The sequence below is a fragment of the Deinococcus rubellus genome, from assembly GCF_025244745.1.
In the GTDB taxonomy this organism is placed as follows: domain Bacteria; phylum Deinococcota; class Deinococci; order Deinococcales; family Deinococcaceae; genus Deinococcus; species Deinococcus rubellus.
Map to the genome: position 1 here is coordinate 2345916 of NZ_CP104213.1, position 19186 is coordinate 2365101.

General features: G+C 65.9%; 17 protein-coding genes and 2 pseudogenes. 9 read left to right on the forward strand and 10 right to left on the reverse strand.

The genetic code is table 11. The annotated features are described in order from the left end of the window. Positions 1 to 71: 71 nt before the first annotated feature. Both N0D28_RS12070 and N0D28_RS12075 read left to right on the forward strand, forming a co-directional pair. Positions 72 to 293 (forward strand): annotated as a pseudogene (locus tag N0D28_RS12070) (transposase); the annotation flags it as partial. Further along, a complete protein-coding gene (locus N0D28_RS12075; protein WP_260559760.1) occupies positions 263 to 952 on the forward strand; it encodes an IS5 family transposase in 690 nt (229 codons plus the stop codon). The pseudogene N0D28_RS12070 and the gene N0D28_RS12075, both read left to right, overlap by 31 nt. An 87-nt stretch (positions 953 to 1039) precedes the next feature. Here the strand turns inward: N0D28_RS12075 and N0D28_RS12080 are convergent, their stop codons facing one another. The 8 genes from N0D28_RS12080 to N0D28_RS12115 form a co-directional block, all read right to left on the reverse strand. Further along, complete coding sequence (locus N0D28_RS12080; RefSeq protein WP_260559761.1) at positions 1040 to 2194, reverse strand: PQQ-dependent sugar dehydrogenase; 1155 nt, start codon at positions 2192 to 2194, stop codon at positions 1040 to 1042. Positions 2195 to 2542: 348 nt separating this feature from the next. Further along, a complete protein-coding gene (gene recG, locus N0D28_RS12085) occupies positions 2543 to 4891 on the reverse strand; it encodes an ATP-dependent DNA helicase RecG (RefSeq protein WP_260559762.1) in 2349 nt (782 codons plus the stop codon). A gap of 70 nt (positions 4892 to 4961) precedes the next feature. Next, complete coding sequence (locus tag N0D28_RS12090; RefSeq protein WP_260559763.1) at positions 4962 to 5849, reverse strand: hypothetical protein; 888 nt, start codon at positions 5847 to 5849, stop codon at positions 4962 to 4964. Positions 5850 to 5884: 35 nt separating this feature from the next. Then, the gene (locus N0D28_RS12095) at positions 5885 to 6241 is read right to left on the reverse strand and encodes a hypothetical protein (protein WP_260559764.1); all 357 of its coding nucleotides are present in this window, start codon (positions 6239 to 6241) and stop codon (positions 5885 to 5887) included. Positions 6242 to 6560: 319 nt separating this feature from the next. Beyond that, complete coding sequence (locus tag N0D28_RS12100; protein WP_260559765.1) at positions 6561 to 6818, reverse strand: hypothetical protein; 258 nt, start codon at positions 6816 to 6818, stop codon at positions 6561 to 6563. A gap of 75 nt (positions 6819 to 6893) precedes the next feature. Continuing rightward, positions 6894 to 8693, reverse strand: coding sequence for an ATP-binding protein (locus N0D28_RS12105; RefSeq protein ID WP_260561893.1), 1800 nt, complete (start codon positions 8691 to 8693; stop codon positions 6894 to 6896). A 41-nt stretch (positions 8694 to 8734) separates the two neighbouring features. Continuing rightward, positions 8735 to 9784, reverse strand: coding sequence for a DNA double-strand break repair nuclease NurA (locus tag N0D28_RS12110; RefSeq protein ID WP_260559766.1), 1050 nt, complete (start codon positions 9782 to 9784; stop codon positions 8735 to 8737). 121 nt (positions 9785 to 9905) lie between these two features. Beyond that, complete coding sequence (locus N0D28_RS12115) at positions 9906 to 10439, reverse strand: hypothetical protein (protein WP_260559767.1); 534 nt, start codon at positions 10437 to 10439, stop codon at positions 9906 to 9908. Between the two features lie 262 nt (positions 10440 to 10701). On the opposite strand from N0D28_RS12115, the gene N0D28_RS12120 reads away from it, so the two are divergent. After that, on the forward strand, positions 10702 to 11973 hold the full coding sequence (locus N0D28_RS12120) for a DUF4384 domain-containing protein (RefSeq protein WP_260559768.1): 1272 nt from the start codon (positions 10702 to 10704) through the stop codon (positions 11971 to 11973). Between the two features lie 169 nt (positions 11974 to 12142). Here N0D28_RS12120 and N0D28_RS15710 read toward each other — a convergent pair. Beyond that, a pseudogene (locus N0D28_RS15710) lies at positions 12143 to 12442 on the reverse strand (DUF4153 domain-containing protein); the annotation flags it as partial. Between the two features lie 367 nt (positions 12443 to 12809). On the opposite strand from N0D28_RS15710, the gene N0D28_RS12125 reads away from it, so the two are divergent. From N0D28_RS12125 to N0D28_RS12150, 6 genes are all read left to right on the forward strand, one after another. Continuing rightward, a complete protein-coding gene (locus N0D28_RS12125; protein WP_260559769.1) occupies positions 12810 to 13760 on the forward strand; it encodes an NAD-dependent epimerase/dehydratase family protein in 951 nt (316 codons plus the stop codon). Next, a complete protein-coding gene (locus tag N0D28_RS12130; protein ID WP_260559770.1) occupies positions 13757 to 14617 on the forward strand; it encodes an MBL fold metallo-hydrolase in 861 nt (286 codons plus the stop codon). Before N0D28_RS12125 ends, N0D28_RS12130 begins: the two co-directional genes overlap by 4 nt. Further along, a complete protein-coding gene (locus N0D28_RS12135; RefSeq protein ID WP_260559771.1) occupies positions 14610 to 15908 on the forward strand; it encodes a F390 synthetase-related protein in 1299 nt (432 codons plus the stop codon). Before N0D28_RS12130 ends, N0D28_RS12135 begins: the two co-directional genes overlap by 8 nt. A 38-nt stretch (positions 15909 to 15946) precedes the next feature. Next, a complete protein-coding gene (locus N0D28_RS12140) occupies positions 15947 to 16939 on the forward strand; it encodes a 3-oxoacyl-ACP synthase III family protein (protein ID WP_260559772.1) in 993 nt (330 codons plus the stop codon). A 73-nt stretch (positions 16940 to 17012) separates the two neighbouring features. Then, entirely contained in the window at positions 17013 to 18107 is a 1095-nt protein-coding gene (locus N0D28_RS12145) for a glycosyltransferase family 2 protein (RefSeq protein ID WP_260559773.1), read from the forward strand. A gap of 63 nt (positions 18108 to 18170) precedes the next feature. Continuing rightward, complete coding sequence (locus tag N0D28_RS12150; protein WP_260559774.1) at positions 18171 to 18734, forward strand: DUF1572 family protein; 564 nt, start codon at positions 18171 to 18173, stop codon at positions 18732 to 18734. On the opposite strand, the gene N0D28_RS12155 is transcribed toward N0D28_RS12150, so the two are convergent. Then, positions 18703 to 19140, reverse strand: coding sequence for a hypothetical protein (locus tag N0D28_RS12155; protein ID WP_260559775.1), 438 nt, complete (start codon positions 19138 to 19140; stop codon positions 18703 to 18705). The genes N0D28_RS12150 and N0D28_RS12155 overlap by 32 nt on opposite strands. Positions 19141 to 19186: the final 46 nt, after the last annotated feature.

Consider the following 19186-nt stretch of genomic DNA (forward strand, 5'->3'; position numbering starts at 1 on the left):
GGTGCGTAGAGGGTGCCCCACCACAGGCCAGCAGACTAAGAGTCTATTCGGAAAGTATGTAGACTAAGAGCATGACGACGACACAGCCTCACCAAGCGCAGATTGATGAGCAAGAAACCATCTGGGAAGTGCCAGATGCCCTCTGGACACGTCTTGAACCGCTCCTGATCATTGACAAACCGCGCAAGAAGTCTGGGCGTCCCTCACGGGACGCCCGTTCCATTTTCAATGGTTTAATTTGGCTCGCCCGCACCGGCAGTCAATGGAGTCAACTCCCACGGCGCTACTCTCCGGTCTCTACGGCTCACGAGCGCTTCAGCGCTTGGGTGGAACATGGCTGTCTCAGACGGGCGTGGGCGGTGATCCTCGAGGAATATGGCGAGGAACTCGGCATCGATTGGGAGTGGCAAGCCGCAGACGGGAGCATTGTCAAAGCGCCGTTGGGAAAAAGGGGGCCTCCGGTGCCGAGGAAGCCACGGGGAGCAATCCAACTGACCGAGGCAAAGCTGGTTGTAAACGCACTCTCCTGACGGATGCCAAAGGTATTCCGTTAGCGGTCGTGCTGTGTGGGGCCAACCGCCATGACAGTCAGAAACTCAAAGACGTGCTGGAGGCCGTTGTCACCGTTGTTCCTCAACCGCAGATTGAGGAACAACGCCATCTCCTTCTTGACCGTGGATACGACACGCCGACGTGTCGCACCTTAGCCTGCGATGCGGGCTTCGTCGTGCATATTCCGAAAAAAGCGTCAAAGGAAACACCGCTTCCTGCGCCAACAGACCCAGATCGCCATCCGCCAAGACGTTGGGTGGTGGAAGTTGGGCACGCTTGGTTCAATCGGTTCAGACGGCTCCAGACCCGCTGGGAAAAGCGTCAAGCGCTGTATCTGGGATTTGTCGAGTTGGCTGCCTGCCTCATCATCTGGCGAAAACTGGCCCCGCTCATCACCTGAATAGACTTTCCGAACAGGCTCTAAACGTCGAAAGGTCCGGGGAACCGCAGTTCCCTCAAACCCTTTGACCTTTCGTATTCAACCCATTCAGGAGCCGGAGCTGACGCGGTAGATCAGACCGTTGCCGTCGTCGGTCAGCAGCAGCGAGCCATCGGGGGCCAGATGCACGTCGACCGGACGCCCGGAGGTGCTCAGGCCACTGTGAAAGCCGGTCAGGAAGTCCTGGGTCTCGCCAGTCTGCGGGTTGACGGTGATGACCTTGTAGCCCGACTGCGGCAGCCGGTTCCAGGAGCCGTGCAGCGCCGCGAACATCAACCCGTCGTACTGGGCCGGGAAGGCCCTGGCCGCATTCTGGGCGGGTGTGTAAAAGGTGATGCCCAGCGGCGCGGCGTGGGCGGTGGTGGTGGCGAATGAAGGCTGTGCAGCGTCGCAGTAGGCCTGATCCTTCTTGCCGAACTCCTTGTCCCAGGTCTGTTTGGTGTTGGCGGCCAGCGGGTAGCAGTAGGGCCAGCCGTAGTTGGCACCGTCTTGCAACTTGAAAAACGATTCGGGCGGCGTGTCGTTGCCGAGCAGATCACGGCCGTTGGCACTGGCGTAGAAGGTGCCCGCGTTCCAGGCCAGTCCCACCGCGTTCCTGAGACCAGTGGCGTAGGGGCGGCCGTCCTTGCCGTTCTCGTCGTAGACCCACACGGCGGCCCGCTTGGGGTCGGTCTCCTCGCAGGCATTGCAGTCGCTGCCCGCCGCCACGTACATCCGGTCGTCCGGCCCGAAGACCACCGTGCGCGAGTAGTGCTTGCCTTTGGCGGGCAGATCAACGAGTTTCTCGGGCGCGGCGCTGGCCGCCGTGTCGCCCACTGCGTAGGGAAATCTCACCACTGCGTCGGTATCGGCCACGTAGAGGTAGCCCTTGTGGAAGGCCAGGCCATGTGGCTCGTTCAGGCCGCTGGCAAACACCTGTTTGGAGTCGAGCTTGCCGTCCCCGTTGCGGTCGAGCAGGACGTCCACCTGCCCGGCCTCCAGATCGCTGACGAACACGTCGCCGTTGGGCGCAGTCGCCATCAGGCGCGGTTTTTTGAAGCCGGAGGCATAGACCTCAGCATGAAATCCGGCGGGCAGCGTCAGGCCCAGATCCGGCGCGGCGGTATTGGGGCCGCGCACATAGGCGCAGGCTCCCAGCGTGAGACTCAGGACACCCAGCAGCCCCAGACGGCCCAGCCTCAGATGGTTCAGAGAAACGGTCATTGACTCAGGAGAGCGCAGCCAGATGAGACAGGTGAGTCAGGTGGGTGAAGTGGAGCCTTTGCTCGCGGGGCGATTTTGAACCCCGGAGATGCCGTCTACAAACGATCAGCCCACCAACAATCTGCGAGAGCAGGGTTTCCAGATCAAATGGGAACGAGACCAAAAAGAAGGAACCGCTTCCGGCTCTGGGCTTAAGAAGGGTTCCTGCTGCGCGGCGGACTTCACTCGGCCCGCCTTTCAATTGTGCGCTGTTGAGAACATCGTACCAACAAAACGTCACATGCTTGTCACAGCCTGATGAACACGCCTTAACGTCCGGCACACACCAATCCCGGCACTGATTTGCGCTCAGATCACCTCGCGGTAGGCCACCTGGTTGCTGCGGGCCTGCAACTCCTCACGCAGCCCTGACAGGCGCGGGTGCTTGAGGACGGGGTCGTGCGCCAGGATGTGCTTGGCCAGGTCACGCGCGGCCTCGATGATCGCCACGTCACTCACCAGATCGCCCAGCTTGAGGTCAGGAATGCCGCTCTGGCGGGTGCCGCGCAACTCGCCGGGGCCGCGCAGCTTGAGATCGGCCTCGGCGATGACGAAGCCGTCCGTGCTGCCCTCGATGATTTTCAGGCGCTTGCGGGTTTTCTGCGAGTGCTCGCCCGCCACCAGCACGCAGTAGCTCTTGGCACTGCCGCGCCCGACCCGGCCCCGGAGCTGGTGAAGCTGCGAGAGACCGAATCTCTCGGCGTTCTCGATGACCATCACCGAGGCGTTGGGGACATCCACCCCGACCTCGATAACGGTGGTGGAGACCAGAATGTCGAACTCACCCGCCCGGAAGCGCTCCATGATGGCGTCCTTTTCGGCGGCCGCCATCTTGCCGTGCAAGAGGTCGATGCGGGCTTCCGGCAAGATGACCCGGAGGTCGTCGGCGAGCTGGGTGGCGGCCAGCAGTTCCAGGGTTTCGCTCTCCTCGATCAGCGCCGTGACCACGAACGCCTGCCGCCCCTCGCGGATCTGGGTCATGACGAAGCCGTAGGCCTGGGTGCGGTGGGTGTCTTGCAGCAGTTTGGTGTCGACCGGGGTGCGGCCCGGCGGCAGCTCGTCGATGATGCTGAGCTCCAAGTCGCCGTAGGCGGTCAGCGCCAGACTGCGAGGAATCGGGGTGGCCGACATCACCAGCACGTCGGGGCGGCCCGCCAGCAGCTTGCGGCGCTGCGCCACGCCGAAGCGGTGCTCCTCATCCACGACGGCCAGGCCCAGATTGGCCCAGCTCACGTTTTCCTGAATCAGCGCCTGGGTGCCCACCACCACGTCGATGAGGCCCGCTGCAATGGTCGCCTGCATCTCGGCCTTCTGTTTGGGTGTCAGCGCGCCGATCAGCAGGCCCACCCGCACGCCCAGCGGCGCGAGGTAGTTCTGCATGTTGACATAGTGCTGGCGCGCCAGGATCTCGGTGGGGGCCATCAACGCGCCCTGATAGCCGTCGCGCACCGCCAGGTAGAGGGCGCAGGCGGCCACCGCCGTCTTGCCGCTGCCCACGTCGCCCTGCACCAGGCGGGCCATCTGGCGCTCGGAGCGCATGTCGTCGGCGATCTCGTGCAGCACCCGCCGTTGCGCGCCCGTGAAGCGGAACGGCAACCCAGCCTCGAAGTCCTGCATGTCGCGGTCAGTGGCAGTAAAGCGCTTGCCCAGCAGCACGGCGTCCTCGCCCTGAAGCAGCATCCGCAGTTCCAGAAACAGGTACTCGTCGAATCGGAGGCGGTGATCGGCACGGGCCAGGTGCGCCTCGTCGTGTGGGAAGTGGATGCCCTGGAGTGCGTCGGCGAGGTCAGTCAGGTCGCACTGCTTGCGCCAGTGGGCGGGCAGGTAATCGCCCATGTCAAAGCGCGAGAGGGCCGTCTGGGCCGCCTTCCTCAGAAAATCCTGACTGACACCCTCCTTGCTGTCGTAGACGCCCACGATTCGCCCGGTGCTCAGACTGCTGCCTGCGCCGCCACCGTCCAGCAACTCCATATGCTCCACGCCGAGCTGGGCCGACCTGCCGAAGCGCTTGACCCGCCCGGTCAGGATCAGTTTTGCACCCTCACGCAGGTTCTTCTCGACCCAGGGCTGGTTGAACCAGGTCGCCTTGACCCGCTCGCCGCTTGCGGTTTGCAGCACCGCGTCCAGAATCTGCATGCCGGGGCGGGGGCTACGGCGGGTCTTGGAGACGATCACGCCCGAGACGGTGGCCCGCGCGCCGTCCTCGATCTCGGCAATCGAGGGCAGGGCGCGGCGGTCCTCGTGACGGCGCGGGTAGTTGTGCAGCAGGTCGCGCAGGGTCTGGAGGCCCAGACCGGTCAGCTTCTTCAGGCCGCCGTGTCCCCAGTCGAGCCGGGCCAGGGCGGTGCCGGGCAGCAGCGTTTCGCCGGACGGGGCCAGCGTCGGGACGTCCTGGCGGGCCACTCTGGGAACACTCACCGCTCTTGGTGGACTGTCTTGCAGCATTCCCAAGGCTTCCTCCAACGCCTGCTCACGCTCGGGAATGCTCAGGTCATCGTAGCCGCGCAGCACCTCACGCACCTGCGGAAACGGGCCAGCCAGCGGGCCTTCCAGCAATTTTCCCAGGCCGCCCGATACCGCTCTGTTCTCAAAGCCGCGAAGGCGTTCCAGTTCCAGAGGACGCCGGAGTTTGTCGCGCAGTTCGGGCAGGGTGGGCATGGCGGACTCAGTCTAAAGGGAAGAGCGCCGCCAGAACGTGTAATCAGAAGTGTGGATTCACAGTGTGTCTTCAAAACGGCTTTTCGCAGACCTGGTAGGTCACGACGGCGCGGCGCACCTCGAGTTGCGTGTCGCCGTGCCAGGCATCACTCTCGTCGTCGATGGCCTTGAGCATCGCTGCGCCGCCGTGATCCGAGTCGGGTTCACCGTCAAATCCGCCGTGGCGGCCCTTGAGAAAGAATTTCTGGTAATAGGCGGCGATAGCCGGAGCGTAGGCGTCAAGCTGTTTTTCACCTTTGCTGATCTGGTCACGGTTGTCGGGCTTGAACTCGTAGACCCACAGCCCGTCGCCGTTCACCAGCACCAGATCGGGGCGCTGGCCGGACAAGCCGTCAAAGGTTCTGTCGCAGACCTTGACCACCGCCGAAGCACTGCTGCACAGATCGGCGTGGGCCTTCTTGCCGTACTCCAGCGCGAACTGCACGAAGGGATGACCGCTGCCTTTCAGCACCAGACCGTCGTCCAGGGCATTCAACTTCTTCTCCTCACTCCCCAGGTTCTCCAGAAGGGTCTTCACATCACCCTCGCTGGACGGATCAGCGCTCCGCAGGTCATCGGCCCGTTTTTTGAGCTCAGCCAGCACGGGCCGCAGCTTGTTCATCTGCTCCAGTTCCTGCTGCTGCCAGCTATAGCCGATCTCGGTGGCAAACTTCTTGGCGTCGTCGGTTTCTTCGCCGTAACTGGTATCGAGCTGGCCGCAGTAGGCCTCCCAGATCATTTGCAGGGCACGTTCGTTGAGGGTGTAGATGTCGCGGGTCTTGGCAATCCAGTCCTCAGCAGCGCTCTTCCACGATCCGAAGCTGTCGTCCGAGGCGAAGACTGGCCCGCCCGCACCAAGCAACAGGACCAACATACCGGGGAGCAGCAGGCGAAGTGATAAGGGGGAAGTGCGTTTCATATGTGATTTCTCCCATGTGGCTGATGCAGTGATCTTCAGTCGCAGGTATCGAAGCAGATCACCTTGGAGACCCGCAGCGCCATCTCGCCTTGCAGCTTGTTGACCAGATTGCCGTCGTCGCCCACTGCCATTACCATCGCCGTTGCGCGCGGCTGGGTGCCGATGCAGGTCACCGCCACATACACGCCCGATTTGCTGCCCGACACTTCTATTCCCGGCGTCACCCGGATGCCCTGATAGCCCAGATACCGAAAACTGCTCTGGGCGAAACTCAGACAGGTGCTGGTGCGCCCGGCGTTGGTCGGGGTCGAGGTCCAGTAGAGGGAAGCCGCGCTGGCACTGCTGGCAAAAGCGATCATCAGGGCAGTCAGGATGCGAACAGGACGTTTCATAGGGTGACCTCCACAGTCGGTCAGCTCAACGCCTCGCCGCTGTGAAGCCAGTCAACACGCCGGGGCGTTAAAGTCCTGTCAACTCTGGCGGCCCGAATATCAGACGGACTCCGATTAGATCGTGTACAGAGTATGTGTGCTGAACGCGATTTAATCCGACCAGCGGGAGTAGGAGAAGATACTGATTCTGCGTTGTGGAAGGACATCCCACGCTGTTTGTGGGGTGTACTAGAATTAAGCGGAATCAGGATCAGACGGTCAATTTCATCTGTCGTGCCAGTGGGTCGGTGGCGGGGATCCTGGACGGCAGGATACGGGTCTATTCCGGTTCCAGCAGTTTGGCGGCCTGCTCACGCAGCCGGTCCTGGGCAGCCTGACGCATGTACTGGGCGGCCAGCGGGTCCTTGATGAGCTGGGCGGCCTCGAACAGCAGCAGGTTCGCCTCGATCATCCGCCAGTCGTCCGGGCCGATGGGCGCGTGTCTGAGGCCCTGGCTGTCGAGCACCACGCCGCCGGAGTATTCCGCCCGGATAAAGATGACGGCAGCCACCACGTCCGAAGAGTGCGCCTTCAGCATGTCTCCCCTCCTGACTTCCGAGCCTAGTGGCGGGCGCGTCAAACGCCTGTCAAAGACTGGAGAGAAGCCGTCCCATCAGGTCAGCCACTCCTCGCCCTCTTCCACCACCGGCCTGCCGCTCTCCCCCACCTCGTCGCCGCGCGTGGCCCACGCCGGAAACGGGTAATTGACCAGCACCGGATTGGGAATGTCGGGCTGAGAGACCAGCATGGTGCCGGGCTGCAAGATGCCCGCTCGGGCGCGAAAGCTCTGCGGCAAAAAGCGGTACTCGGGGCGCTCGGCCTCGGCCAGATCGAGCCTGCCCACCACCCGGATGGCCGCATTCGAGACGATCCGGCGCTCCACCTCGCTGGCGGTTTGCTGCGCGCCGATCAAGATGATACCCAGGCTGCGGCCCCGCTCGGCAATGTCGAGCAGCACATCTTTGATCGGGCTGGAATCGTCGCGCGGAGCGTACTTGTTGAGTTCGTCCAGCACCACGAACACCGTGTCCTGCCGCCCGTTTTTCTCCTTGTACTCGAACAAATCGCGCAGCAGCACGCCCACCACGAACATCTGCGCCGGGCCGGAGAGATTGTGGATGTCGACCACACTCATCTGAAAGCCGCCGCTGATCAGGTTAGGGCGGTACCGCTCGGCCTGCTGCGGGGTCAGGTCGCCGCGCACCAGGGGTGTCAGGTGCTTTTGCACGCCGCGCAGCCGCCGCACGAAGGCCCGCAGGGTGCCGGGCGACTGCTTGAGCACCCACTTGGGATCGCCCTCGCCGTCGTTTTGCTCCAGCAATTTGTATTCGAGGTAAGAGATCAGTTGCGGGAAGGTTTGCAGGCTGACCTTGCCCAGCGCATCGAACTGGATGTCGTCGGGCACATCCTCGGACTGCAAGGGGTCCCAGTCGGCCACCAGCAGGGCCGCGCCCGTACCGTCCGCCCCCAGCCGGGCCAGTTTTTCCTCGATGTTGCCGATGACGAACCCCAGGTTGAGACTGCTTCCGGCGTCGGAGAAGACATACGGCAGCATCCGGCGCAGGCAGAACTCGCGCAGGGTGAACACGAATGGCGTGACGCCCGAAGCGCGCTGGTCCACGTGCGGCACGATGGCCGCGCCCACTGCACCTGCACGCGGCGGGGCCAGGAACTGCACATCGCGGAAGGGAGACATCGGGAGCCCCAGCAGTGCGTAGCGGTCCGCGCTCAGCCCCTTGGTGACGCGGGCCTGGGCTTCCTTGTCGGCCACCTTGCTGTTGGGCTGGTCCAGAAACAGCAGGTCCTCGCCCTTGACGTTGAAGATGATGGCCTTACCGCCCGCCGTGCCCGCCTGCCGCCCGCCGCTTTTCTGGGCGACCTTGTCCATCACGCCGCTGCGGAAGATGGAGTGCAGCAAAAACAGGGCGTAACTGGTCTTGGTGGCGACGCCGGAAATGCCGGAGATGTTGATGTGCCCACCGGACTCGCCGTTGACGAAGCGGAAATTGAGTGGCAGCACCTGCCCATCAGCGATCAGGCCCGCCGGGAAGGCGGCCTCCTCCATCTTGTCGGCGCTGAGGGCCATCTTCAGCGCGTCGCCGCGCGCGTGCCGCACCACGTCGCCCGGCTGCGGCGGAATGAAGTCTTCCGGGTCCACGCGGGTCACCAGCACCCTGGCGGCGTAGCTCACCGAGGCGGGCAGCACCCCGGCCACGATGTCCTCCACGTCCGACTCGAAGGTGACGCCCTCGTGGCGCTTTCGCACGTTATCCACCGCGCCGTAGAAATGAACCGGCTGGCCGTTGGGCTTCAAGGTCTGCACCACCACCAGGTCGTCGAGTTGCACACTCGCGCCGGGCAACACCGAGAACCAGAAAATGGTCGGCGTGGCGTCCTCGGTGCCCAGCACCATGCCGATGCGCTCCGGCAGCAGCTCAAGCGAGAGGTTCTGGGTCACGCGACGACCCCCAGTTCCCGTGCCAGATGGCTTCTGATGCGCCGGGTCACCAGGTCCAGGCTGCCCATCGCGCGGCCCATGGCCTGCTCCAGCGCCGCCGTGGGAATCAGGTTCTGCGGAGCGCGGGCGTCCTTGTGCGGCTGACTGGCGAGTCGGCACAGCAGTGCCCCCGACAGGTTGGCGATGTCCAGCACCGCGCGCGGCACGAAGTCGGTGTCCTCGGGAGCGTGCATCTCCAGGCGCATGACCCCGGCAAGCGGGTGCTGATAAAACGGGGCCTCGCACAGCCGCACGTACCAGGTAAAGCGCTGCTCGCGGGTGCGGGCGGGGGTGAGTCCGTTGTCGCCCACCGCAAAACGCAGAATCGGGGTGCGCTCGCCGGGTTTGAGCTGGCTGAGCAGTCCGATCCGGTCCGCGCCCAGGTAATCGGTGTGCAGGGTCTTGACGCAGCCCACCACCGCGCTGCCCGCCGTGCCGATTCTGACCGGGCCGTCTTGCAGCACCAGCGTCTCGGCCAGGGCGTTGGCATCGGTGTCGTCCAGCGGCAGCGGTGAGGCGAGTTCGGCGGCCAGGGCCTGCTCACTGGCGAGCATCAGGCGCTGCACAGCGCTCTTGGGGCCTTCGAGTTGCGCGCCCGCAAACGAGTGCGGCTGGTACTCCAGCGCCCCGGTGTGGGGGTTGCGCGGCGAGAAGCGGGCCACCGGCACCCGGCTGAGCGCCTCGTCACTGTAGGCCAGGATGCGCCGCGCCCGCACACCCAGCAGTTCGGCCTGCCGGGAGCCGTGCGGGCACAGATCCACCGCGCCCACCACGTAGGCCCCGAAACCCGCCACGCTGAGTGCGCCGTCGTCGTCGAGCAGCAAGCGGGCTTCCATGCGCGGCTTGCCGTCAATGGTCAAGACCCTCTTCAGGCGCTCCGGCACCGGCTTTCTGGCAACGGCGGCCCAGCGCGGCGTCTCGGCGTCGAACACCAGTCCGGCGAAGGGCTTGAGGGTCAGTTGCCCATCGAGGGTATCCACGGGCCAGGGGTCGAGACGAATCTGCATGTCGGGCATTCTAGCGGCTGATGTTTGGGGCCAGTGTTTCGCTGGGGGCAGAATGGAGTGCAGGCGGCAACAAAAAAGAGCCACCTCGCGGCAGCCCCTGTCACAGCCCGGTCTTTGAACCTTACTGCGAGACCTTGATGCCGTTGACGAATGTCCGGACGGCGATGTCGTTGGTGCTGTAATCCTTGACGGACGAGTCCACGTTCAGAATCAGCATCCGGCCCTGGGCACTGGTCACCAGCATCTCGCGCCGCAGGTCGCCGTTCTTTCCGGCCAGCGTATAGATGAACTGCGCCCAGGGGGTGCCCTGAATGGTGAGCAGCTTGGGCGTGAGCGTTTTGAGGCCTGCCACCTGCGCCTTGATGACGGCGGGGAACTGACTGACCAGCCCGCTGACCTCACCCGGCTTGAGCGCGGCCTGACGCCACTCGAAGCCCATCGTCACCTTCTTGTCGTTGGTCAGAAAGACCGCTTCGGGACGGCTCTGGGCCGGATAGATTTTCTGGATGGCGACGGGGGTCAGCGTCAGCAGGGTATCGCTGGTTTCCACGCTGAGCGGCAAGTTGGACAGTTGGACCGTGGCAGCCTGGGCGAGGCCGCTGCCCACCAGCCCGAAGAACAAGGCAACTGCTGCTCCCTGAGACAGACGATTCATAATCCTCAGCCTAACGGCTGCCTTCCATCTGACGATGTGTCAAACATGAGGAAGCCTCAGCCCAGCATCAGAAACCGAACAGCTTGTCTATGACAGGAGCCCTGTCCTGGGGGCCATGTTGCCACTGGACCGCCCTCTACATCCATGGACTCCGGCGCGGGCTGAAGCTGACGCGGCCTTCACGTCACCCTACCCTTCAGTTTTGAGTCAGGCGGCAGGCCAACAGTGGGCAGCATCTGAATCCTGCCTCTGGAGGCCCCATATGCCCACGACAAAAATCCTGCTGCTGACCCTGTCCGCCGCCCTGCTCGCCGCCCCCGCCCACGCCAGCGGGGCCACCCTCAGCCCGCAGAGCATCATCGTCAACCCGGCCCAGCCCTCGCTCGGCGTACAGGTGTGGGTGGGCAAGGACGCCCAGGGCCAGGGCACCGCCAGCTACCGCATCGGCGAGGCAATCCGGGTGGGCGTGCAGGTCACCCAGGACGCTTACGTGTATCTGTTTGACATTAACAGCGCGGGCGAGATCAGCCTGTTCGTGCCCAACGGCTATGACGGCCCCCAGGGCAACTTCGTGGCGGCGGGGCGTCGTATGGTCTTTCCCGGCCAGGGCGCGCAGTACACCCTGACGGTGGGCGGCCCGCGCGGTCAGGACCGGATTCTGGCGCTGGCCAGCCGGACGGCGCTCGACTTATCAGACATCGCCAGCTTCGCCGGATCGCAGGGCTTCGGCTCCGTCACGGTGCAGGGCGAGGCCCAGCTCGGCCAGGTACTGTCGGGGGCCGTGAGCAACCTCGACGCCCAGGACTGGGTCACGGCGGTGACGTACTACGGCGTCGGCGTGCGTGGGCAGGGCAACCCGCAGGTCACTGGCCCGATCATCGTGGTGGTGCCGCCGCCCGCACCTGTCCAGCCCGCGCCAGCCCAGCCAACTCCCGTGCAGCCCGCGCCACCACCCATCCCCGTCGTCACCATTCAGCCCGGCGAGCGCGGGGACGGCAGCTTTGACAGCACCGTACGCGAGGCATTTGACCGGACGACGGGGGCACAGGCCCTCGGCAGCGCCGAGAGCTACGTGGCGCGCTGGGGCACGGGCGTGCGGCAAAAGTTTACGGGGGCCGCCGCTTATGGCCGCGCAGTGATTTTGCACGCCGATGGCAGCAACCGGGCCTACGCCGTTCACGGCCGCATTCTGGAGCGCTATCTGACACTGAGCCAAGCTGAGAGCGGCGGCACGAAACCCCCCGCCCGGCTGGGCTGGGCAGCAGGCGACGAGAAGATCATTCCGCGCAACCGTTACGGCTCCACCGGCCTCTACGGCTTCTTCCAGAACGGGGCGCTTTACTTCTCGGAGAGGTACGGGACCTACTGGCTGGTCGGCGACCTGCTCAAAAAATATCAGGGGCTGGGCGGCTCCGGAAGCTTCCTGGGCTTTCCCATCCGCGACCAATACCTGATGAACGGCGGCTGGGCGGGCGACTTCGAGGGCGGCAGTATCCGTTACCAGAACGGGACTTATCAGGTGTACAGGAAGTAACGCCGGACCACCGCAGGGACCAGAACGTGTTCCGCGTCTGGTCCCTTGTCGGTCTTCTGTTCTCGCCAGTCCCCCAGCGCCGTCGCCTGCGCTGTTCGGCCTGGCCCCGTGAGGGCTTGAGGTCCTGACCCGGGGTGGTGGAGACAACGCCGAGCTGAAGGAAAGCAGTGGGCAAATCGCCCAGATTCCACGTCAGCAGGCGCGAGGGCATCTGGCCGAACCACCCGTCCGCCAAGCCGAGCAACGTCCCGAAGACCAGCAGCACTGGAGCAGTCAGCAACACACCGATCAGGACTCGCCCGCCGTACCGCCGCTGCCGTGTGCCGCCGCGCAACCGCACCCAGAGAAAGCGGAACAGCACGGTGGGAAACCCATGAAACGCCCGCCCGACACCGAGCGCCAGTGCAAGGATGACCCCGCCCGTACCTGAGCGGCTGAGGCCCAGCCACCGCAAAAAAGCCGTGCCCAGGCTAAGCGCACCAGCAGACCGAGCAGATCGAGGCCTATCATCAGCGCGCCGTCACGGAGGACCAGGGCCACCGCGCAGGCCTGGCCCAGTCCCAGCACCATCAGGGCAGCGGGTGAGGGTCGATCTGCTTTGATTTCCTCTGCGCCGCACGGTCCAGATCAGCGCCCTGCTGAGGACCGCGACGGTCACAATCAGCCCGGCTCCATCTATGCGGTAAGCAGCAGGGGCGGCATGGCAGACGGCGGGCGGCGCGTCGGGTTCAGTCGTGGCCCGGTCAGCATAAGTGAAGTGAGTACCAGGAGTGTTGTGCATATCGTATGTAACACACTCATTAACAGTGCACCTGGCGACCCCGTATTCTGCGGTCATGCGAATTCTGGTCACGGGCGCAACCGGCTTTCTGGGCGGCGCGGCGGCGCGTGCCCTGGCCCGCTCGGGCCATGACGTGATCGGTACGGGCCGCGACCTGGAGCGGGGGGCCGCTCTGGAGGCGGCAGGCGTGCGCTTCGTGGCCTTCGACCTGCACAAGCCTCCCAGCCCGCTTCTCAGCCGCCTGGACGCCGTCCTGCACTGCGCCGCCCGCTCGTCGTTGTGGGGCCGCTGGGCCGACTTCGAGGCCGACAACGTGGCGGTGAGCGCCCGGCTCGCCTGCGCCTGCGCTCAGCGGGGGCTGCGCCTCGTTCATATCAGCACGCCCAGCGTCTACAACGCCACCGGCCTGACCCGTCAGGTGCCGGAAACTGCGTCACTTGGCCCGCGCTTCGACAGCCTGTACGCCCGCAGCAAATACCGGGCCGAGCTGGAGGTGCGTTTTCACCTGCCCGACGCCACCATCCTGCGCCCACGCGGCCTCTACGGCCCCGGCGACAGCAGCCTGATGCCCCGGCTGGTGCGGGCACTCCGCAGCGGGCGGCTCCCCAGACTCAGCCGCCAGGAAGTCCATACCGAACTCACCCACGTCCAAAACGTCGTCCACGCCATCGAACTGGCCCTGGAGCGGCCCGCCGCCGGGGTCTTCAACATCACCGACGGCGTGAGCGTGCCGATCTGGGCCACGCTCAACCGCCTCGCGGGCGCGCTGAGGGTGCCGCGCCCGACGCGCTACGTTCCGGCGAAAGTGGCGGAGCGAGCGGCAGCGCTGCTGGAAGGCCTTTACCGACTGAGTCCCGGCGCACCCGAACCGCCCATCACGGCCAGCGGCCTGCGCCTGCTGACCCGGCCCATGACGCTCGACCTGACCCGAGCCCGCGAGATGCTGGGCTACACGCCGGTCATTCATCCCGAGGACGGTTTAAATGAGGTGATCGCCGCCCTATGAACGTGCAGGTCATTCCCCTGGCGGCGGGCGAGTGCCTGAATATCGCGGCGCTGACCGAACGCGGCGCGGCATGGCGCATCCGGGCCTACCCGGCGGGCTTCGCGCTGCTGCTGCACCCGGCCCAGGGCGCAGTGCTGTTCGACACCGGCTACTCTCCACGGGTCCAGACCCTGATGCGGCGCTGGCCGGGCCTGCTCTACGGCCTCGTCACGCCGGTTCGCCTGCACTCCTCGCAGACCGCACTGGCGCGCCTGGCACGGCTGGGCATCACCACCAGCGACGTGCGGCACCTCATCGTCTCGCACTTGCACGCCGATCACGTGGGGGCGCTGCGCGACTTCCCAGCAGCGGACATATATCTCGACGCCGGGGCCTATCCACCGTTGCGGGGCTTGCGGGGCCTGCGGGCGGTGCGGCGGGCCTTCTTGCCAGAACTCCTGCCGCCAGATTTCGAGGCCAGAAGTCGGGCGCTGACGTTTGAATCTGCCCCACCCGCCTTCGCCCCTTTTGAGACCGTGGCCGACGTGTTCGGCGATGGCAGCATGTACGCCCTGCCAGTGCCGGGCCACGCGCCGGGCATGATTGCCCTGGTGGTACGAACGCAAGACAATGCTGCGCTGGACGGGGACGGCAGCGGCCTGACCCTGCTCGCCAGCGACGCCGCCTGGAGCGCGAAGGCGGCGCGGAGTGGCGAGCAGGGCCACCCGCTGTCCAATTTGCTGTTCTGGGACGTGAAACAGGGCCAGCGAAGCCGCGAGCAGCTTCGCGACTGGCTCGCCGCGCACCCCCGGACCCGCGTGATCGTCAGCCACGATGCACCGGAGCCGGAACCCGCCGCGCCGGAACCAGATGCTTGACCGCCTGACGGTGCTGGGCCACGCGCTGAACGAAGGCGGCCTGCTGTTCCGTGACCGCGCCAAGCTGGAACGGCATCAATCCCGGCTGGCCACCGAACATCTGCGCTGGGCAGCGGTTCATAGCTCCTACACCGCCAGCCGCTTTCGTCAGGCCGGACTGGGCGTGGGCCAGTGGCGGCAACTCCCACCGATCAGCAAGGCCGAGATGATGGCGAATTTTGGCACGCTCAACACCGCCGGGGTGACGCTGGCCGAGGTGCTGGCCGTGGCCCGCCACGCCGAGCAGACCCGCGACTTTTCGCCGGTGCTCCGCACGCCGGGCGGCGAGATCACGGTGGGCCTGTCGAGCGGCACCAGTGGCAACCAGGGCGCGTTTCTGGTCAGCCGCACCGAGCGCCTCCAGTGGGCCGGGGTGGTGCTGCGTCATCTGCTGCCGGGCTGGCCTGCGGGGCTGCTCAGGCGGCAGCGGGTCGCCTTCGTACTGCGGGCCGAGGGCCAGCTCTACCGGAGTGTGGGCAGCTCGCGCCTGCACTTCGAGTTTCTGGATCTGCTGCGGCCCGTGGACGAACTGGCCGAGCGCCTTACGGCCATCCGGCCCACACTGCTGATCGGCCCACCGGGTGTGCTGTGCGCGCTGCTCAATGCCGGAGCCACCGCCCGCCCCGAGCGCGTCGTCAGCGTGGCCGAGGTACTCGAAGACGCAGACCGCGCCGCACTGGAAGCAGGATTCGGCCCGGTGGTGGAGGTTTATCAGGCCACCGAGGGGCTGCTGGCCCTGCCCTGCCCGCACGGCCACTTGCATCTCAACGAGGCGCATGTCCATTTCGACTTCGAGGCGTTGGGTAACGGTTATGTCCAACCCGTCCTGACCGATTTGCGCCGCCGCGCCCAGCCGATGATCCGCCACCGCCTGAACGACCTGCTGGTGCTGGCGGACGGCTGCACCTGCGAACAGGCCGCCCGGCGGGTGGCGCGCATCGCCGGGCGGCAGGACGACGCCCTGAATCTGCCCTCGGCCTCCGGCACCCGCCTCACCATCTGGCCGGACTTCGTGCGGGGAGCGCTGAACCGGGTCGCCGACCTGCGCGAGTACCGGGCTGCACAGGTCGGTGCGGCGACACTCCACCTTCAGCTCGACCCGGACGCGCCCGCCCTGCGGGAAGCAGCGGAGCGTGAGATGAGGTCGGCCCTCGCGCGTCTGGGCGTGGGCGACATAGAGCTGATGTTTGGACCGCTGCTGGCCGACTGGCCGGGAGCCAAGCGGCGGCGGGTGGTGCAAAGCTGGCACTGAGCTGTGCGCGCCGCCGCGATTTGGCGCAAACTGACCGCATGATCACCCCGCTGCCCTTCCAAATTCTCTCCACCGCCCAGGCGTTGCCGCAGCGGGTGGTCACGACAGCGGAGGTGGCCGCGCTGTGCGGCGTGCCTGCTGAAGTGGCCGAGGCACGCAGCGGGGTGCGTGAGCGGCGCTGGCTCTCGGAAGGCGAAACCGCGCTGGCGCTGGGCGCACAGGCAGCGCGTGAAGCGCTCTCGGCAGCTCAACTTGAAATCGGCGACGTGGACGTGCTGCTCAACGCCTCCGGTAGCCAGCTGCAACCGATTCCCGACGGCGCGGCGCTGCTGGCCCGCGAACTGGGGGCAAGTGGACTGGCCGCCTACAGCCTGCACGGCACCTGCCTGAGCTTTCTGCTGGCCCTCCAGCACGCCGCCCTGCTGATCGGCACGCAGCGGGCACAGCATGTCCTGATCATCAGCAGCGAGTCGGGCAGTCTCGGACTGAATTTCGCTGAGGCCGAGAGCAGCCTGCTGATCGGTGACGGAGCGGCGGCGGTGCTGCTGGGGCCTGCCGAGCGCGCGGACCAGGGCCTGCACGCCGCCCGCTTCGAAACCTACCCGGAAGGTGCGGCCCACACCCAGATCCGGGGCGGGGGCAGCCTGCTCAATGACCGCAGCCCCGGCGGCATCCGGCGCGAGGATTACCTGTTCGAGATGCAGGGGCTGAGCATCCTGAAACTCGCCAGCCGGGTGGTGCCGGGCTTTCTGGAGCGGCTGCGCCCCGGCCTGAGCGCCGGGCTGCCAGGCATTGACCGGGTCATCCCGCACCAGGCCAGCGCGGCGGGGCTCGCCCTGATGCGGCGCTACGGCTGGCCCGAAAACCGGGTGGAGGTGACCCTGCCGACACTGGGCAACGTGATCGCCGCCAGCCTGCCGCTGACCCTGCACCAGGCGCTCAGCAGCGGGCGGGCAACTCCCGGCGACAGCCTGCTGCTGGTCGGCACCGGCGCGGGCCTCACGGCGGGCGGCCTGATCGTGACGTTGTGAGTGCCGGGTTCCTTTCCTTCCGTACCTTTTGCCCCGGCTTCCGGCGCGGTTCAGGCTCTAGACTGCCGCTTGCATGCCCCGCCCGCCTTCCCACCTGTTCTCCCTCTATCTCGGCGCTGCCGCTGGGTTCTTCATTGTCAAAAGCGCGGTGCTGCTGACCAATGCCCTCACCTTTCCGCGCCTTCGTCCGCGTGAGACGCCCGCAGCGTCGCTGCGCCCGCGCGTCTCGCTGCTGATTCCGGCGCGCGACGAGGCCCACAACCTGCCGCGCACCCTGCCGGGGCTGCTGGCCCAGGGTGCGGACGAGGTGATCGTGCTGGACGACCAGAGCGGTGACGGCACCGCCGAAGTGGCCCGCGCCCTGGGCGCAAGCGTCATCCGGGGCCAGCCGCTGCCAGACGGCTGGTACGGCAAGCCCTGGGCCTGTCAGCAACTCGGCCAGGCGGCCAGCGGCGACGTCCTGATCTTCACCGACGCCGACGTGGCCTGGAAGCCGGGCGCGCTCGGCGCGATTTTGCACGAATTGGGTGACAAGCAGGCCGATCTGCTGAGCGTGCTGCCTAGGCCCGAACGCCTGACGCTGGGCGCACGCTTCCTGACGCCGCTGGTGGACGCGGTGGTGCTGTGTTACTTGCCGTACCCGATGATCAGCTGGCCGCAACCCAGCCTCAGCACCGGCAACGGCCAGCTGATGGCTTTTCGCCGCCCCGCCTTCGAGCTGGCCGGGGGCTACAGCGGCGTGCGGGCGCAGATTCTGGAAGACACCCAGCTGGCCCGGCGGCTCAAGAAGCAGGGCGGGCGGCTGACCCTGGCCCTGGGCGCGTCGGCGGTGGGCGTCACCATGTACGGGAGTTACCCGGCCTCGGTGGAGGGCTTCGGCAAGAATTCGCTGGCCATTCACCTGCACTCGCGCCCGCTGCTGATTCTCTCGGGGCTGTGGCACCTGGCGGTCTATACCCTGCCCTGGCTGCTGCCTATGCCCTGGTGGCTGCGGCTGGCCGGGCTGTTGGAGCGCAGCCTGGTCAACCTGGTCACGGGCCGCCGCCGCCCGCTCGATCTGGCTGAAGGGTTGCTCGCGCCCCTGACGCCCCTGCTGGCGCTGCCTGCCTACCGCCGGGCACTGGGGCGGCGGGTGGTATGGAAAGGGCGGACGTATGTGCAGAAATAGGCTTGGCGGCCTTCGGAGGAACGATCGGCTTGCCCGTATTCGCGCCCAGCGCGACAATAGACCATGCCTGACACTCAATCTGATGTGGCCCACCTTTATCTGACCGATGTGCGGACGCGGATGCGGAACCTCAAAGCGCTGGGTGAAGGAGCGCTCGTGCAACTTACTGAGGCCGACTGGCATACGGTTCTCTCGGATGGGGGAAACTCGGCCGCCGTGCTGGTACAGCATCTCAGCGGCAACATGCACTCACGCTGGAACGGACTCAGGCACGGCTACCAGGCCGGGCTGGACGGTGAGACGGCAGGCCGCAACCGCGACGCCGAGTTCGAGGACGGCAAGTTGAGCGCCGATAAGCTTCGAGGCGTCTGGGATGGGGGTTGGGCTGTGTTTCTGGAGACGCTCGACCACCTCTCCCCCGCCGACCTGACCCGCACCCTGAGCATCCGGGGTGAGACACATACCATTCTGGAAGCGGTGCAGCGCCAGGTCATGCACTACAGCGGCCACATCTACCAGCTGGTGCTGCTGGTCAAAACCTTGCGCGGCGACGGGTGGCAGACGCTGAGCATCGGGCGGGGAGGGTCGGCGGCGTTCAACGCTTCAATGCGCGAAAAAAGGCCCTGAACCGCTCCAGAATTGATTTTTGAAATGGCATCTGCCGAATCTCCTCGGCACTGATAGCCCGCTCCATTTGCCTGGCGAGTCCAGCCACACCCCAGGTAAACATGCCCGCCTCGCCACGCTTATAGGCGGTCCGCCACTCCTCAAGGCTGGATTCGTCGCTTGGCAAGGGCAGATGCTCTGCTTCAAGTGACGTGACACTTTCAGCCAGGGACTTGATGGAGATGGGGGCGTGACCAAGAACAGGATAGACCGCTTGCGGGGTTTTCATGGCCAGACCCTCAATCCAGAGATGGGCCACCTGTGCGCCTTCCACCTCCTCCAGCTTCAAAATCAGCAGGCGCGACGCCTCTTCACCGCTGCGTGTTCGGTATTGCCAGCGCTGACCCGGCGCGAAGTCAGGAATCATGGCCCCGGTCCGGTGGCTCCAGCTTCATGGCCCCAGTCTAGCGCTG

Coding starts and splice junctions, on each gene's coding strand:
- N0D28_RS12100 (WP_260559765.1), bottom strand. CDS start 6,818: ATGCTGAAGGCGCACTCTTCGGACGTGGTGGCTGCCGTCATCTTTATC.
- N0D28_RS12090 (WP_260559763.1), bottom strand. CDS start 5,849: ATGAAACGCACTTCCCCCTTATCACTTCGCCTGCTGCTCCCCGGTATG.
- N0D28_RS12150 (WP_260559774.1), top strand. CDS start 18,171: ATGCCTGACACTCAATCTGATGTGGCCCACCTTTATCTGACCGATGTG.
- recG (WP_260559762.1), bottom strand. CDS start 4,891: ATGCCCACCCTGCCCGAACTGCGCGACAAACTCCGGCGTCCTCTGGAA.
- N0D28_RS12080 (WP_260559761.1), bottom strand. CDS start 2,194: ATGACCGTTTCTCTGAACCATCTGAGGCTGGGCCGTCTGGGGCTGCTG.
- N0D28_RS12125 (WP_260559769.1), top strand. CDS start 12,810: ATGCGAATTCTGGTCACGGGCGCAACCGGCTTTCTGGGCGGCGCGGCG.
- N0D28_RS12105 (WP_260561893.1), bottom strand. CDS start 8,693: ATGGTGCTGGGCACCGAGGACGCCACGCCGACCATTTTCTGGTTCTCG.
- N0D28_RS12145 (WP_260559773.1), top strand. CDS start 17,013: ATGCCCCGCCCGCCTTCCCACCTGTTCTCCCTCTATCTCGGCGCTGCC.
- N0D28_RS12115 (WP_260559767.1), bottom strand. CDS start 10,439: ATGAATCGTCTGTCTCAGGGAGCAGCAGTTGCCTTGTTCTTCGGGCTG.
- N0D28_RS12135 (WP_260559771.1), top strand. CDS start 14,610: ATGCTTGACCGCCTGACGGTGCTGGGCCACGCGCTGAACGAAGGCGGC.
- N0D28_RS12110 (WP_260559766.1), bottom strand. CDS start 9,784: ATGCAGATTCGTCTCGACCCCTGGCCCGTGGATACCCTCGATGGGCAA.
- N0D28_RS12095 (WP_260559764.1), bottom strand. CDS start 6,241: ATGAAACGTCCTGTTCGCATCCTGACTGCCCTGATGATCGCTTTTGCC.
- N0D28_RS12075 (WP_260559760.1), top strand. CDS start 263: ATGGAGTCAACTCCCACGGCGCTACTCTCCGGTCTCTACGGCTCACGA.
- N0D28_RS12155 (WP_260559775.1), bottom strand. CDS start 19,140: ATGATTCCTGACTTCGCGCCGGGTCAGCGCTGGCAATACCGAACACGC.
- N0D28_RS12140 (WP_260559772.1), top strand. CDS start 15,947: ATGATCACCCCGCTGCCCTTCCAAATTCTCTCCACCGCCCAGGCGTTG.
- N0D28_RS12130 (WP_260559770.1), top strand. CDS start 13,757: ATGAACGTGCAGGTCATTCCCCTGGCGGCGGGCGAGTGCCTGAATATC.
- N0D28_RS12120 (WP_260559768.1), top strand. CDS start 10,702: ATGCCCACGACAAAAATCCTGCTGCTGACCCTGTCCGCCGCCCTGCTC.